Below are 14,956 nucleotides of genomic sequence, written 5' to 3'. Positions count from 1 at the left end.
ATGAAACAGTTTACAGAAGCACAGATTGCCGCTGCAAAAGCCCGGGTAACGCCGGAGATCCTTCGCCGCCTGGAGGAAAACAACCGCGACGTCCTTAACCACGACACGCTGGTTCCGCAAACGGGCTGCGCCACGTGGAACCACTATTTTTACTGCCCGGAACACAGCGTGCGGCTGTTCTGGGACCGGAAATCGCCCAATAAGCACCGTTGCCCGGTTGATGGAGCCGTCTTTACCGGTGAACCTTACTATGGTGCCTGGTGGCGCTGGCTTAACGGGCTCAATGCTAAAGCGTGCTATGAGCTGGGCATCCTCTGGCTGCTAACGGACGATAATAAATACCTCAATAAAATTACCGATATCCTGATGCAGTACGCAAAATACTACCCTGACTACGAAGAACACGGCGGTATTCCTTATAACGGTCCCGGTAAAGCCAACGCGCAGACGCTGTGTGAAGCCAACTGTCATGCCGATTTTGCCCGTGGATTCGATATCGTCAGCGCCGCGCTGACGACAGAACAGTATGAGTATATTTCCCGACGCCTGCTGCGCAGCGGAGCCGATTTTCTGATGCAGCACCGTAGCAATCAAATCCACAACCACGAGGTGAAGATCAGCGCGACCATCGGCATTATCGGCGCGATTCTCGACGACGATCGCTATCTGACGTTTGCCGTTAACAGCCCTTACGGCCTGCGGTATCAGCTGGAACATGCCCTGCTGCCCGGCGGCTTATGGTTCGAAGGTTCGCTGCATTACCACTATTACGCGCTTGAGGCGTTCATGGGCTTTGAGAAATTCGCCCAACATGGTCCGTTCAGCCTGCTGGATAAGCCCTGGTATACGAACATGCTGTCGCTGCCATTGACGCTGCTGATGCCGAATATGACCCTGCCTAAAGTAAACGACTGCGTGAACGGCCAGGAGAGACTCGGCCACGCCGATATCTATGAATTTGCGTTCAACTATTATGGCAACCCGCAATATGGCGAGCTGTTAGCCTGGCTATACACCGCTGGACCGCGCGACAACATTGATGCCCTTTTCTATGGGCAACCGCTGCCGACGCAGGCGTTAAGCGCCCCGGAAGGTAATGAGCATAATCCTGACGCCGGATTTACGATAATCCGCAACGCGCCAGGCCGCGCCGTATGCATTAAACATGGCCCCTACGGCGGCGAGCACGATCACTACGACAGACTCAACCTTATCGTCTTCAATAACTACAGCGCGCTGTTCCCCGATCTGGGCACAACCGGCTATGGCGCACCGCTGCACTATGGCTACTACAAAAATACGTTTTCGCACAATACGCTGTGCGTCAACGGACTCAACCAGCCCCCTGCACTACCCAGGGTTCTCGATTACCAGCAGCAGGAGGGAGAATCGCGGCTGATCGCCGAAGTGGACTGGTGCAGCGCCGCTGTGTTACCCGACAGTAAAACTCGCGTGGAGTGGGATGATGAGTCCTACCGGGATATCGTTTTTCGCCGTAGCATCGTCGTGACGGAAAACCTGCTGATTGATAAATGGGACGTCGATAATCCTCACTACCAGTGCGTCGATGCGGTTTACCACATCAACGCCTCAGCAACACCGACGGCGCCACAGAATGGCGTCCGGATCTGCTACCCCTACGTTAAGCAGGCAACTGAACAGCCGCTGAAGGGTAAAATGGAGGTTCACTACCAGGCCGACGCCCCGGTATCTGTCACCTGCTTTTCGACCAACAATGCGGCGTTAATCAAAGCTCAGGGACCGAATAACCCTTCGACATCAACGATCGACTACCTGCTATTACGCAGCCGAGATAAGCGCATTTCCTTCGTGTTTGTCACAGATTTCACGGGCACCGGGAAAGTCGATATCGTGAAGAGCGACGATACAATAACCGTGATTGACATGACGTTAAACCGCACATACCGCCTCTGACAGCTCGGTCAGAAGTCACTCATTCACTATACAACTGAGGTAATACGATGTTTGTTTTTCACAATCAGACCCAGCTGGAAGAGGCTGGGAATGGCGTAACCCGCCGGATCCTCGCCCATGCCGGCAATATGATGGCGGTTGAAGTACATTTCGCGCAGGGTGCCATCGGCCCCATGCACAGCCATCCCCACGAGCAGTTGACGTATGTTCTCTCCGGTGAGTTTGAATTTACCATTGGCGACGAAACGCATACCGTCAGAGCAGGCGATACGCTGTACAAACAACCCAATGTTATGCACGGCTGCGTCTGTCACAAGGCGGGAACCCTGCTGGATACCTTTACGCCGATACGTGAGGATTTTCTGCAATAAAAAAAGGCCGCTTTACAGCGGCCAACCATGTCGAAACGGACATTTTTTTATTTCAACGCTCTCCTTGCAGAGAGCAGAGAGGATTTACTTAATGATGGATTTCAGTGCTTCGCCGATATCCGCCAGGCTGCGAACGGTTTTCACGCCTGCGGCTTCCAGCGCTGCGAATTTCTCATCAGCCGTACCTTTACCACCCGCGATAATCGCACCTGCGTGACCCATACGCTTGCCTTTCGGCGCAGTCACACCCGCGATGTAACCGACAACTGGCTTGGTCACGTGTTCTTTGATGTAAGCAGCCGCTTCTTCTTCAGCGCTACCACCGATCTCACCGATCATCACGATCGCTTCGGTCTGTGGATCTTCCTGGAACAGCTTCAGGATGTCGATGAAGTTAGAGCCCGGGATCGGGTCACCGCCGATGCCCACACAGGTGGACTGGCCGAAGCCGTAATCGGTGGTCTGTTTGACCGCTTCATAGGTCAGCGTACCGGAGCGGGAAACGATACCCACTTTGCCCGGCTTGTGAATGTGGCCCGGCATGATACCGATTTTGCATTCGCCTGGAGTGATAACGCCTGGGCAGTTCGGGCCGATCATACGCACGCCAGCTTCATCCAGCTTCACCTTCACGGTCAGCATATCCAGCGTCGGGATACCTTCAGTGATGGTGATGATCAGTTTAATACCTGCATCGATCGCTTCCAGAATGGAGTCTTTGCAGAACGGTGCCGGAACGTAGATCACGGTCGCGGTTGCGCCCGTCGCTTCTACCGCTTCGCGTACGGTGTTAAAGACTGGCAGACCCAGATGCGTGGTGCCGCCTTTACCTGGCGTTACGCCGCCAACCATCTGCGTACCGTAGGCAATCGCCTGTTCGGAGTGGAAAGTCCCCTGGCTACCGGTGAAGCCCTGGCAGATAACCTTGGTATCTTTATTAATTAAAACGGACATTATTTCCCCTCCACTGCGGCAACAACCTGCTGAGCTGCATCCGTCAGACTTTTCGCTGCAATAATATTCAGGCCGCTGTCAGCCAGTTTTTTCGCGCCGAGTTCAGCGTTGTTACCTTCCAGACGCACAACCACCGGAACGTTAACACCCACTTCTTCCACTGCACCGATGATACCGTCGGCGATCAGGTCACAACGCACGATACCGCCGAAGATGTTAACCAGAACGGCCTTCACGTTGTCGTCAGACAGGATGATTTTGAACGCTTCGGTTACGCGCTCTTTGGTTGCGCCACCGCCTACGTCGAGGAAGTTTGCTGGCTCACCGCCGTGCAGCTTAACGATGTCCATGGTGCCCATTGCCAGGCCCGCACCGTTAACCATGCAGCCGATGTTGCCATCCAGTGCCACGTAGTTCAGTTCCCACTGTGCAGCCTGCGCTTCACGCGGGTCTTCCTGAGACTGGTCACGCATTTCGCGCAGATCCGGCTGGCGGAACAGTGCGTTGCCGTCAGCGCCCAGTTTACCGTCGAGACAGATCAGATCGCCCTGAGTGGTGATCACCAGCGGGTTGATCTCGATCAGCGCCAGGTCGCGCTCCAGGAAGATGGTCGCCAGACCCATGAAGATCTTGGTGAACTGTTGAACCAGTTTACCTTCCAGACCCAGTTTGAACGCCAGCTCACGACCCTGGTAAGGCATTGGACCTGCCAGCGGATCGATAGCCACTTTGTGGATCAGATGAGGGGTTTCTTCTGCCACTTTTTCGATTTCCACGCCGCCTTCGGTAGACGCCATGAACACCACGCGACGGGAACTACGGTCAACAACCGCACCCAGGTACAGTTCTTTCGCGATATCGGTCGCGGCTTCTACCAGGATCTGGTTAACCGGCTGGCCGTTCGCATCTGTCTGGTAGGTCACCAGACGCTTGCCGAGCCAATGTTCAGCAAACGCACGAATCTCTTCTTTGCTCTTAACAACCTTCACACCGCCCGCTTTACCACGGCCACCAGCGTGAACCTGACACTTAACTACCCAAGGGCCGGAACCGATTTTAGATGCGGCTTCTTCTGCTTCACGCGGGGTAGTACAGGCATAACCCACCGGAGCCGGTAAGCCATACCGGGCAAACAGCTGTTTGGCCTGATATTCATGTAAGTTCATGTGTTCTATCCATCCTTCAGGTAATCGTTAGGTCGTGCTTTTATAGGCCCGGCAGCTATATGCCGCCGGGCAAGACTGCAAACTAGACGTCGAGCAGCAGACGCGTTGGATCTTCCAGCAACTCTTTAATCGCCACCAGGAAGCCCACGGACTCGCGGCCATCGATCAGACGGTGATCGTAAGACAGTGCCAGGTACATCATCGGCAGGATCTCAACTTTACCGTCTACCGCCATAGGACGATCTTTAATGGCATGCATACCCAGGATCGCGCTCTGCGGCGGGTTAATGATTGGGGTAGACATCAGCGAACCGAATACGCCGCCGTTGGTAATGGTGAAGTTACCGCCGGTCAGGTCATCTACGGTCAGCTTGCCGTCGCGGCCTTTCACAGCCAGCTCTTTAATATTTTTCTCGATATCAGCCATACCCAGGGTATCCACGTCACGCAGTACTGGGGTCACCAGGCCACGCGGAGTAGATACCGCCATGCTGACATCGAAGTAGTTGTGGTAAACCACGTCATCACCGTCGATGGACGCGTTCACTTCCGGGTAGCGTTTCAGCGCTTCAACTACCGCTTTCACGTAGAAGGACATAAAGCCCAGACGGATACCGTGACGTTTTTCAAACGCGTCACCGTACTGCTTACGCAGGTCCATGATTGGCTTCATGTTCACTTCGTTGAAGGTGGTCAGCATCGCGGTGGAGTTTTTCGCTTCCAGCAGACGCTCTGCCACACGCTTACGCAGGCGAGTCATTGGCACACGTTTTTCGCTGCGGGCACCCAGAGCAGGCTGTGCTGCTGGCGCTGCCGCAGGGGCTTTTGCTTCTGCTTTCGCAGGCGCTTTCGCCAGGTGCTTCTCGATATCTTCACGGGTCAGACGACCACCCACACCGGTGCCTTTAATAGCAGCCGCATCCAGGTTGTGCTCAGCCAGCAGGCGACGGATCGCCGGGCTGAGCGCATCGTTGGTCTGCTCTTCCAGAGAAGCCTGCTGGCGTTGAGCCGGCGTAGAGGCTTTCTCTTCAGATTTCGCGCTGGACTCTTTGCCCGCGCTGTTGCCTTCGCGCAGGCGACCCAGGATCTGACGAGAGGTTACGGTTGTACCTTCATCTTCCAGCACAGCATCCAGAACACCATCCGCCGAAGCCGGTACTTCCAGTACCACTTTGTCAGTTTCGATTTCTACCAGCACTTCATCGCGCTTAACGGCATCGCCTGGTTTTTTGTGCCAGGTAGCGACGGTCGCATCTGCTACAGATTCAGGCAGGTCGGGAACAAGAATATCTACGCTACTCATTATGTATCCTTTAATTAATCGACGTTCAGCGCGTCATTGACCAGATCTTGTTGCTGCTTCTGGTGAACGGACATGTACCCTACCGCCGGTGAGGCGGAGGCCGGGCGACCTGCATAACGCAGGGCTGACCCAAATGGAATCACTTCACGGAAATGATGCTGGCTGCAGTACCATGCGCCCTGGTTGAGCGGCTCTTCCTGGCACCAGACAAAATCATGTACGTGAGCGTAAGGTTTCAGCGCTTCCTGCACCGCCTGGTGCGGGAACGGATAAAGCTGTTCGATACGCACGATGGCGACATCTTTCTGATCGTTCTTACGGCGCTGTTCCAGAAGGTCGTAATAAACCTTACCAGAACACATCACCACACGCTTCACAGCCTGCGGATCCAGTTCATCAATCTCACCGATGGCTGGCAGGAAGGTGCCATTCGCCAGTTCATCCAGGCTGGACACGGCCAGCGGGTGACGCAGCAGGGATTTCGGCGACATCACCACCAGCGGACGGCGCATACCTCGCAGCGCCTGACGACGCAGCATGTGGTACACCTGAGCCGGGGTGGACGGCACGCAGACCTGCATATTCTGCTCAGCGCAGAGCTGCAGATAACGTTCCAGACGCGCGGAGGAGTGCTCCGGACCCTGGCCTTCATAGCCGTGCGGCAGCAGCATCACCAGGCCACACATACGGCCCCATTTCTGCTCGCCGGAGGAGATGAACTGGTCGATTACAACCTGCGCACCGTTGGCGAAGTCACCGAACTGCGCTTCCCAGATAGTCAGGGTGCGAGGTTCTGCGGTGGCGTAACCGTATTCGAATGCCAGCACCGCTTCTTCAGACAGCACGGAGTCCCAGACCTTGAACTGGCCCTGACCGTTGTGCACGTGCTGCAGCGGAGTGTAGGTTGAACCGTTGGACTGGTTGTGAACAACCGCGTGACGGTGGAAGAAGGTGCCACGGCCCGCATCTTCACCGGACAGACGAACAGGAATACCTTCGTCAACCAGCGTTGCGTAAGCCAGGGTTTCCGCGCCGCCCCAGTCAAACAGCTTCTCGCCTGCCGCCATGGACTGACGGTCAGCGTAGATTTTCTGCACGCGAGACTGCATCTCAATGGCGTCAGGCACAGTGCTGATGCGTTTAGCCAGCTCCTGCAGGCGCTTCATTTCGACCTTGTTCGGGTAGCTCTCATCCCACTCGTGGTTGAGGTACGGCGACCAGGTAAAGGAGTGCATGTTCATTGGGCGCAGCTCTTTCACCACGCATTCACCCGCATCCAGCGCGTCGCGGTAGAGGTTGACCATTTCGGTCGCATCTTCCAGCGTCGCCACTTTGTCGCTCTCAAGCTTGTCAGCATAGATTTTGCGCGGGGTCGGGTGTTTTTTGATTTTCTGGTACATCAGCGGCTGGGTTGCACTTGGCTCATCCGCTTCGTTGTGGCCGTGACGACGGTAGCAGAAGAGGTCAATGAACACATCGCGCTTGAAGGTGTTACGGAAGTCCAGCGCCAGACGGGTAACAAAAGCAACGGCTTCCGGGTCATCCGCGTTAACGTGGAAGATCGGTGCCTGTACCATTTTACCGATGTCGGTGCAGTACGGGGTAGAACGTGCATCCAGCGGGTTAGAGGTGGTGAAGCCCACCTGGTTGTTAATCACGATGCGAACGGTACCGCCCACTTCGTAACCACGCGCTTTGGACATGTTCAGGGTTTCCTGAACCACGCCCTGCCCTGTTACCGCCGCATCACCGTGGATGGTGATTGGCAGTACTTTATTGCTGCTCGGCTCGTCCAGACGATCCAGACGCGCACGCACGGAACCGATAACCACCGGGCTGACGATTTCCAGGTGTGACGGGTTAAACGCCAGCGCCAGGTGAACCAGACCACCTTCGGTTTCGATATCAGACGAGAAGCCCATGTGGTACTTCACGTCGCCGGTGCCGAGGTGTTCTTTATGTTTGCCCGCGAATTCGTCGAACAGATCCTGCGGTTTTTTACCCAGCACGTTGACCAGTACGTTCAGACGACCACGGTGCGCCATGCCCAGCACCACTTCACGGGTGCCGCTCTTGCCGGCGTGACGAATCAGCTCTTTCAGCATCGGCACCAGCGCATCACCGCCTTCCAGCGAGAAGCGTTTTGCGCCCGGGAATTTCGCGCCCAGATAGCGCTCAAGACCCTCGGCAGCGGTCAGTTCGTTCAGGAAGCGTTTTTTCTCGTCAGCCGAGAAGGTCGCGTGGCCCGCTACGGATTCGATGCGCTGCTGGATCCAGCGTTTCTCTTCGGTAGAGGTAATGTGCATGTATTCCGCGCCGATGGAGCCGCAGTAGGTTTGCTTGAGCGCGTCAATCAGATCGCCCAGCTTCATCGTGTCTTTGCCGATGGCAAAGGAACCTACGTTAAAGCTTTCCTGGAAATCGGCCTCGGTCAGATCGTGATACGCCGGATCGAGATCCGCCACACGGTCTTGCTGCCACAGTCCCAGCGGGTCGAGATTCGCATGCTGGTGACCACGGAAGCGATAAGCGTTGATAAGCTGCAGGACTTTAACCTGCTTCGCATTGGTGTCAGGGTCGGAAATCGCAGAAGAGTAACGTGAGGCATCCTTCGCCAGACGACGGAAATAATCACGTGTTTTGGAATGGAATTGATCCGGTTTGACTCCCGTGCCAGGCAACTGCTGGAACATGGAACGCCAGTTTGCGTCCACTGAGTCAGGATCGGTTAAGAAGTCTTCATAGAGCTGTTCTATCCAGCTCTGGTTAGCACCAGAGAGGTAAGAAGAGTCCAGCCAGGCTTTCATTGCGCCGTTCTGCATCGTGATCCCTTAAGCATTTTTATGCTTACTTTCGCCGTAGAAACTACCACGCACACCACGTGTACGTGCCGGGGTTCACCTGCGAGCTCTTTTACTTTGGCCCGCGAAGGAACCTTTAGAAACTGTCTAAATAATCTTCGTCGTTCCGGCTGCGACTGCGTTGCGGCTTTCACTCACCCCAGTCACATAGTTCACTATGCTCCTGGGATTCGTTCAACCGCGCCTTGTCTCGCGCTGAACGTCTCGATTATTTACTTATCTGGCAGTTTTTAAAGGTTTCTGCAATCTGTCCCCTCTCCCTTTGGGAGAGGGTTAGGGTGAGGGGAACAGCGCTCCCCTCTCACTACTTACGCACTGCGCTGCAACAACATCGACTTAATATGGCCGATGGCGCGCGTCGGGTTCAGCCCCTTCGGACACACACTGACGCAGTTCATGATGCTATGGCAGCGGAATACGCTGAAAGCGTCACTCAGTCCTTCCAGACGGCTATCGGTTTCGGTGTCGCGGCTATCGATCAGGAAGCGATAGGCAGCCAGCAGACCCGCCGGGCCGATAAACTTGTCCGGGTTCCACCAGAACGACGGGCAGGACGTCGAACAACATGCACAGAGAATACACTCGTACAGCCCATCGAGTTTTTCACGCTGCTCAGGAGACTGTAAGTGCTCGCGAGCGGGCGGATTTTGCCCATTATTCAACAAGTAAGGCTTAATCTTCTCATATTGTGCATAGAATTGCCCCATGTCCACCACCAAATCACGCACGACCGGCAGGCCAGGCAGAGGACGGATAACAATTTTCTGACCTGGACGCTGCAACGCGGAAATTGGCGTGATGCAGGCCAGGCCATTTTTGCCGTTCATGTTCACGCCGTCAGAGCCACAAACCCCTTCACGGCAGGAGCGGCGAAACGACAGCGTCGGATCTTTTTCTTTCAGCTGGATTAAGGCATCCAGCAGCATCATGTCACGACCTTCTTCCGCTTCCAGGGTGTAATCCTGCATACGCGGAGCATCATCAACATCCGGGTTATAACGATAAACTGAGAATTCGAGTTTCATTATCCTGTCTCCGCATTAGTAAGTACGAATCTTCGGCGGGAACGCCGGACGCAGTTTCGGTTCCATGTTCACCTGACGGCGCGTCATGGTTTCCGATTCTGGCAGATACAGGGAATGGCACAGCCAGTTTTCATCGTCACGCTCCGGGAAGTCGAAGCGGCTATGCGCGCCACGGCTTTCGGTACGGAAGTTTGCCGACATCGCGGTGGCAAATGCAGTTTCCATCAGGTTATCCAGCTCCAGGCACTCAACGCGCTGGGTGTTGAACTCGCTGGAAGTGTCGTCCAGACGGGCATTTTTCAGACGCTCGCGGATCGCTTTCAGCTGCTCAAGACCTTTGGCCATCGCGTCACCTTCACGGAATACCGAGAAGTTGTGCTGCATACATTCCTGAAGCGCTTTACGGATTTCCACCGGATCTTCGCCGTTACGGTTGCCGTTCCAGCGGTTGAGGCGCTCAAGAGAGGCATCAATTTCGTCGTCGGTCGCGTCACGCAGGTCGCCCTGCTCGGCAATGGATTCCTGCAGATGCAGACCCACCGCACGACCAAACACCACCAGGTCCAGCAGGGAGTTGCCGCCCAGACGGTTGGCACCGTGTACGGATACGCAGGCGATTTCGCCTACCGCGAACAGGCCAGGGATGACCACGTCTTCGCCCTGCTCGTTCACGGTCAGCGCCTGACCGGTCACTTTGGTCGGAATACCGCCCATCATATAGTGGCAGGTTGGGATTACCGGAATTGGCTCTTTTACAGGGTCAACGTGAGCGAAGGTACGGGACAGTTCCAGGATGCCTGGCAGACGGGACTCCAGTACTTCTTTACCCAGATGGTCGAGTTTCAGCTTGGCGTGTGGACCCCATGGGCCGTCACAGCCGCGGCCTTCACGGATTTCGATCATGATGGAGCGCGCCACCACGTCACGACCCGCCAGGTCTTTCGCATTCGGGGCATAACGCTCCATGAAGCGCTCGCCGTGTTTATTCAGCAGATAACCACCTTCACCGCGGCAGCCTTCTGTTACCAGAACGCCCGCACCAGCGATACCGGTTGGGTGGAACTGCCACATCTCCATATCCTGCACCGGCACGCCCGCGCGGATAGCCATACCGACGCCGTCACCGGTGTTGATGTGGGCGTTAGTGGTGGACTGATAGATACGGCCTGCACCGCCGGTTGCCAGCACGGTTGCACGTGCTTTGAAGTAGACCACTTCACCGGTTTCGATGCACAGCGCGGTACAACCCACAATTGCGCCATCGGCGTTTTTCACCAGATCCAGCGCGTACCACTCGGAGAAGATGGTGGTGTGGTTTTTCAGGTTCTGCTGGTACAGGGTGTGCAGCAGCGCGTGACCGGTACGGTCAGCCGCCGCCGCAGTACGTGCCGCCTGCTCGCCGCCGAAGTTTTTCGACTGGCCGCCAAACGGACGCTGATAGATGGTGCCATTTTCCAGACGGGAGAACGGCAGACCCATATGGTCCAGCTCCAGAATCGCTTCCGGGCCAGTCTTACACATATATTCTATGGCATCCTGGTCGCCGATGTAGTCGGAACCTTTTACCGTGTCGTACATGTGCCATTCCCAGTTATCTTCATGGGAGTTACCCAGCGCAACGGTGATACCGCCCTGCGCAGACACAGTGTGGGAACGGGTTGGGAATACTTTTGAGAGCAGCGCACAGGTCTGGCCGCTCTGGGAAATTTGCAGTGCGGCACGCATACCTGCGCCACCCGCACCAATCACGACAGCATCAAATTCTCTGACTGGCAGTTTCATTACACACCCCACACCACAACGAATCCATAAATAACGTAAACCACCAGAGCAACGACGATTGCCAGCTGCAGAGGAAGGCGAATAGCCAGTGGTTTAACGTAATCGGTCAACACCTGCCACATGCCAATCCAGGCATGAATAAGGATGGAGAACAGCGCCAGCAGGGTGAACACTTTGGTGAAGGCAGATCCGAAGAACCCACTCCAGATTTCCCACGTCAGCGTGCCGCTGGTCGCGAAGAAACCGATCATATAGATAATGTAAAGGGTGAGAACGATAGCGGTAGCACGGACCAGAATGAAGTCATGTACGCCGTTGCGTCCTAATGCGGAGGCGTTGCTTACCATACGAGAACTCCTGCGAGAAGTGAAAGCACGACTGTAATCACAAATGAAATGTTAGCGGAGCGTTTCCCGGCTTCGAAGGTTTCTTCCAGGTAGCCAAAGTCCATCAGCATATGGCGAACACCCACCACAACGTGGTACGCCAGCGCGGTCAGAATGCCCCACATGATAAATTTCACGAAGAAGCTGTTCATGATGGCAGAGGCCTGGAGGAATCCTTCAGGAGAAGAGAGGCTGGTGCCCAGTAACCACAGCAGAATACCGACCGCCACAAACGTAATCACACCAGAAACGCGGTGCAAAATGGACGCTATTGCTGTTACAGGGAACCGGATCGTTTTGAGGTCCAGATTGACAGGTCTTTGTTTTTTCACATTTCTTATCATGAATAACGCCCACATGCTGTTCTTATTGTTTCCTTCCTCCGGACTGCGATGCGGGTCAAGCAGCGTTCCTTTTCTATAACTGCGCGTCATGCAAAACATTGCTTCCAGATGCTTAAACGACACGTTACAACGCTGGGTGGCTCGGGATTGCAGGGTGTTCCGGAGACCTGGCGGCAGTATAGGCCGTTCACAAAATCATTACAATTAACCTACATACAGTTTGTCGGGTTTTCTCTGGAACAGTGATCAGGGTCACGATAACAACATCTTTTTAAATTTTAATCATCTGATTTGACAAATGTTAAACAATATTGTTACAAACGTCAGCAGAAAAGGCATATAATGCGCAAAAGTTATGAGGTCTCTCTTTCACCTGACAAATAGTTATGTAACAGTGTGATGGTATTGACCGAAGTTATCAGGACAGTTATTAGTGATATACAGGTTTGAATAATTCGGACTGCAAAAACGCTGATTTGCTGTTGTTTCACTGATATTTCATTCGTTTACCTGCAAGGCGCCATAGCTCTGTACCCTGGTTTGTCCTCGTGAGCTGAGCGGTAAGCCAAATAACAATCTGGTAACGGTGATTAACAGCTGAAAGCAAATCCGGTAAAGCGCAGTCTTAAGCATAAGGCGCTAAGGAGACCGTAAATGGCTGATACGAAGGCAACGCTCACCCTAAATGGTGACACTGCTATTGAACTGGATGTGCTAAAAGGCACGCTCGGTCAGGATGTTATTGATATCCGTACGCTGGGTTCTAAAGGAGTTTTCACCTTTGACCCTGGATTCACCTCTACCGCATCTTGCGAATCCAAAATCACCTACATTGACGGTGACGAAGGTATCCTGCTCCATCGCGGCTTCCCCATCGATCAATTAGCCACTGAATCCAACTACCTGGAAGTGTGCTACATCCTGCTGAACGGCGAAAAACCGACGCAGGCACAATACGATGAATTCAAAACCACCGTGACCCGTCACACCATGATCCATGAACAGATTACTCGTCTGTTCCATGCGTTCCGTCGTGACTCTCACCCGATGGCGGTGATGTGCGGGATTACCGGTGCGCTGGCGGCGTTCTACCACGATTCTCTGGACGTGAATAACCCACGCCACCGTGATATCGCGGCGTTCCGTCTGCTGTCCAAAATGCCAACCATGGCAGCGATGTGCTACAAATACTCCATCGGTCAGCCGTTTGTGTATCCACGTAACGACCTCTCCTATGCCGGCAACTTCCTGCGCATGATGTTCTCCACGCCGTGCGAAGAGTACGAAGTGAACCCGGTTCTGGAACGCGCAATGGACCGTATTCTGATCCTGCACGCTGACCACGAACAGAACGCCTCTACCTCCACCGTACGTACCGCAGGCTCTTCAGGCGCGAACCCGTTCGCCTGTATCGCTGCGGGCATTGCCTCCCTGTGGGGACCGGCGCACGGCGGCGCGAACGAAGCAGCACTGAAGATGCTGGAAGAAATCAGCTCTGTTGAACACATTCCTGAGTTCGTGCGTCGCGCGAAAGACAAGAATGATTCCTTCCGCCTGATGGGCTTTGGTCACCGTGTTTACAAAAACTACGACCCACGCGCCACCGTGATGCGTGAGACCTGCCACGAAGTGCTGAAAGAGCTGGGCACCAAAGATGATCTGCTGGAAGTGGCGATGGAGCTGGAACACATCGCGCTGAACGACCCGTACTTCATCGAGAAGAAACTCTACCCGAACGTCGATTTCTACTCTGGCATTATTTTGAAAGCGATGGGCATTCCGTCTTCCATGTTCACCGTAATCTTCGCTATGGCACGTACCGTAGGCTGGATTGCGCACTGGAACGAAATGCACAGCGAAGGCATGAAAATCGCCCGTCCTCGTCAGCTGTATACCGGCTACGAGCAGCGTGATTTTAAGTCTGATCTGAAGCGCTAAAAGACGCTGGGTGTGGCCTGATGCCCTCACCTCGGCCCTCTCCCTGTGGAGAGGGTGAAAACCTTAAAAACGGTAACCCCTGGGTTACCGTTTTACTTTTATTTCTGGCAGTGCGGGCACCAGTAAAAAGGTCTTGAAGAAAGCATCATCCTGTCGATAATCCCGCCGCACCGCTCGCACTTTTTCCCCGCCCGGTGAAACACCTTGAACCGGAACAACGCCCCGTGATGCTTATTGTCATCCACCACGCCGCGCGTGTTGTACGACAGCCGCGGGATGTCCAGCAGCGCGTGGGACAGCGCCTCCAGCCGTTCATCGCTCAGCTGAGAGGCTTTATGCTGCGGCGCCAGCCCGACTTCCCAGAGGATTTCCACCCGCAGGTAGTTGCCAAGCCCGGCCAGAAACGCCTGGTCAAGGAACAGGCCGGAAAACTGCCGGTTGCGGAATTTGGGCGATAACAGTCGGGCCTTCACATCGCTCGCCGTCAGACGCATATCCAGTACGTCCGGTCCTACTCGCAGTAGAAACGGGTGTGCGAGCAGTTGCTCCGGCGTTAACATTTCGATATCAGAGGCGCTATAGAGCAGGATCGCCTTATCGGCAGTTTGCAACCTGACGCGCAGCACGCGGGTAGTCTGCGGCTGTTCACCCGCCTCCACCACTCGCCAGACGCCGTAAAGCTGGTTATGGCTATATAACGTCAGGTTATGGGAAAAATGCGTGAGCAACGCTTTGCCGCGCGTTTCAATATGGGTTACCGTCTGCCCCACCAGCTGTGATTCAAACGGTTTCAGTTGAGGAAAAGCAAACCAGACCTCCGTCAGGGGTTTGCCCTTTATCGCCGCCTCGAGGCTATCCGCCGCGCGGCGGATCTCCGGGCCTTCTGGCATT

General features: G+C 54.8%; 12 protein-coding genes. 3 read left to right on the top strand and 9 right to left on the bottom strand.

From position 1 onward, the window contains the following. Both ACJ9Y9_RS06655 and ACJ9Y9_RS06650 read left to right on the top strand, forming a co-directional pair. Entirely contained in the window at positions 1-1,935 is a 1,935-nt protein-coding gene (locus ACJ9Y9_RS06655) for a heparinase II/III family protein (protein ID WP_028019433.1), read from the top strand. Between the two features lie 47 nt (positions 1,936-1,982). Beyond that, entirely contained in the window at positions 1,983-2,306 is a 324-nt protein-coding gene (locus tag ACJ9Y9_RS06650) for a cupin domain-containing protein (protein WP_028019434.1), read from the top strand. An 84-nt stretch (positions 2,307-2,390) separates the two neighbouring features. On the opposite strand, the gene sucD is transcribed toward ACJ9Y9_RS06650, so the two are convergent. The 8 genes from sucD to sdhC form a co-directional block, all read right to left on the bottom strand. After that, complete coding sequence (gene sucD / locus ACJ9Y9_RS06645; RefSeq protein WP_008501094.1) at positions 2,391-3,260, bottom strand: succinate--CoA ligase subunit alpha; 870 nt, start codon at positions 3,258-3,260, stop codon at positions 2,391-2,393. After that, complete coding sequence (gene sucC / locus ACJ9Y9_RS06640; protein ID WP_006809579.1) at positions 3,260-4,426, bottom strand: ADP-forming succinate--CoA ligase subunit beta; 1,167 nt, start codon at positions 4,424-4,426, stop codon at positions 3,260-3,262. Before sucC ends, sucD begins: the two co-directional genes overlap by 1 nt. Positions 4,427-4,508: 82 nt before the next feature. Further along, positions 4,509-5,729 (bottom strand): 2-oxoglutarate dehydrogenase complex dihydrolipoyllysine-residue succinyltransferase, encoded by a 1,221-nt coding sequence (odhB, locus tag ACJ9Y9_RS06635; RefSeq protein WP_028019435.1) that lies wholly within the window; start codon positions 5,727-5,729, stop codon positions 4,509-4,511. A gap of 14 nt (positions 5,730-5,743) precedes the next feature. Next, entirely contained in the window at positions 5,744-8,551 is a 2,808-nt protein-coding gene (gene sucA / locus ACJ9Y9_RS06630; protein WP_028019436.1) for a 2-oxoglutarate dehydrogenase E1 component, read from the bottom strand. 347 nt (positions 8,552-8,898) lie between these two features. After that, positions 8,899-9,615: a succinate dehydrogenase iron-sulfur subunit SdhB gene (gene sdhB / locus ACJ9Y9_RS06625; protein WP_008501090.1), complete on the bottom strand. Its 717-nt coding sequence runs from the start codon at positions 9,613-9,615 to the stop codon at positions 8,899-8,901. 15 nt (positions 9,616-9,630) lie between these two features. Beyond that, positions 9,631-11,397: a succinate dehydrogenase flavoprotein subunit gene (gene sdhA / locus ACJ9Y9_RS06620; RefSeq protein WP_028019437.1), complete on the bottom strand. Its 1,767-nt coding sequence runs from the start codon at positions 11,395-11,397 to the stop codon at positions 9,631-9,633. Continuing rightward, positions 11,397-11,744, bottom strand: coding sequence for a succinate dehydrogenase membrane anchor subunit (gene sdhD, locus ACJ9Y9_RS06615; protein WP_008501088.1), 348 nt, complete (start codon positions 11,742-11,744; stop codon positions 11,397-11,399). The genes sdhA and sdhD overlap by 1 nt, the downstream gene beginning before the upstream one ends. Continuing rightward, a complete protein-coding gene (gene sdhC, locus ACJ9Y9_RS06610; protein WP_020684965.1) occupies positions 11,738-12,142 on the bottom strand; it encodes a succinate dehydrogenase cytochrome b556 subunit in 405 nt (134 codons plus the stop codon). The genes sdhD and sdhC overlap by 7 nt, the downstream gene beginning before the upstream one ends. A 639-nt stretch (positions 12,143-12,781) precedes the next feature. Here sdhC and ACJ9Y9_RS06605 point away from each other — a divergent pair. Further along, complete coding sequence (locus tag ACJ9Y9_RS06605) at positions 12,782-14,065, top strand: citrate synthase (protein WP_028019438.1); 1,284 nt, start codon at positions 12,782-12,784, stop codon at positions 14,063-14,065. 98 nt (positions 14,066-14,163) lie between these two features. Here ACJ9Y9_RS06605 and nei read toward each other — a convergent pair whose 3' ends face one another. After that, on the bottom strand, positions 14,164-14,955 hold the full coding sequence (gene nei / locus ACJ9Y9_RS06600) for an endonuclease VIII (RefSeq protein ID WP_028019439.1): 792 nt from the start codon (positions 14,953-14,955) through the stop codon (positions 14,164-14,166). Position 14,956 lies beyond the last annotated feature (1 nt).

The sequence above is a fragment of the Enterobacter sp. CPE_E1241 genome, assembly GCF_045618265.1.
GTDB lineage: Bacteria > Pseudomonadota > Gammaproteobacteria > Enterobacterales > Enterobacteriaceae > Enterobacter > Enterobacter adelaidei.
Note: the sequence above shows the minus strand (reverse complement) of the source record. Positions and strands in the feature narration are given on the sequence as shown.

Excerpts from the sequence above, each read along its gene's own strand:
- ACJ9Y9_RS06650 (WP_028019434.1), top strand. The coding sequence starts at position 1,983 with ATGTTTGTTTTTCACAATCAGACCCAGCTGGAAGAGGCTGGGAATGGC.
- odhB (WP_028019435.1), bottom strand. The coding sequence starts at position 5,729 with ATGAGTAGCGTAGATATTCTTGTTCCCGACCTGCCTGAATCTGTAGCA.
- sucA (WP_028019436.1), bottom strand. The coding sequence starts at position 8,551 with ATGCAGAACGGCGCAATGAAAGCCTGGCTGGACTCTTCTTACCTCTCT.
- sucC (WP_006809579.1), bottom strand. The coding sequence starts at position 4,426 with ATGAACTTACATGAATATCAGGCCAAACAGCTGTTTGCCCGGTATGGC.
- nei (WP_028019439.1), bottom strand. The coding sequence starts at position 14,955 with ATGCCAGAAGGCCCGGAGATCCGCCGCGCGGCGGATAGCCTCGAGGCG.
- ACJ9Y9_RS06655 (WP_028019433.1), top strand. The coding sequence starts at position 1 with ATGAAACAGTTTACAGAAGCACAGATTGCCGCTGCAAAAGCCCGGGTA.
- ACJ9Y9_RS06605 (WP_028019438.1), top strand. The coding sequence starts at position 12,782 with ATGGCTGATACGAAGGCAACGCTCACCCTAAATGGTGACACTGCTATT.
- sdhA (WP_028019437.1), bottom strand. The coding sequence starts at position 11,397 with ATGAAACTGCCAGTCAGAGAATTTGATGCTGTCGTGATTGGTGCGGGT.
- sdhB (WP_008501090.1), bottom strand. The coding sequence starts at position 9,615 with ATGAAACTCGAATTCTCAGTTTATCGTTATAACCCGGATGTTGATGAT.
- sdhD (WP_008501088.1), bottom strand. The coding sequence starts at position 11,744 with ATGGTAAGCAACGCCTCCGCATTAGGACGCAACGGCGTACATGACTTC.
- sucD (WP_008501094.1), bottom strand. The coding sequence starts at position 3,260 with ATGTCCGTTTTAATTAATAAAGATACCAAGGTTATCTGCCAGGGCTTC.
- sdhC (WP_020684965.1), bottom strand. The coding sequence starts at position 12,142 with ATGTGGGCGTTATTCATGATAAGAAATGTGAAAAAACAAAGACCTGTC.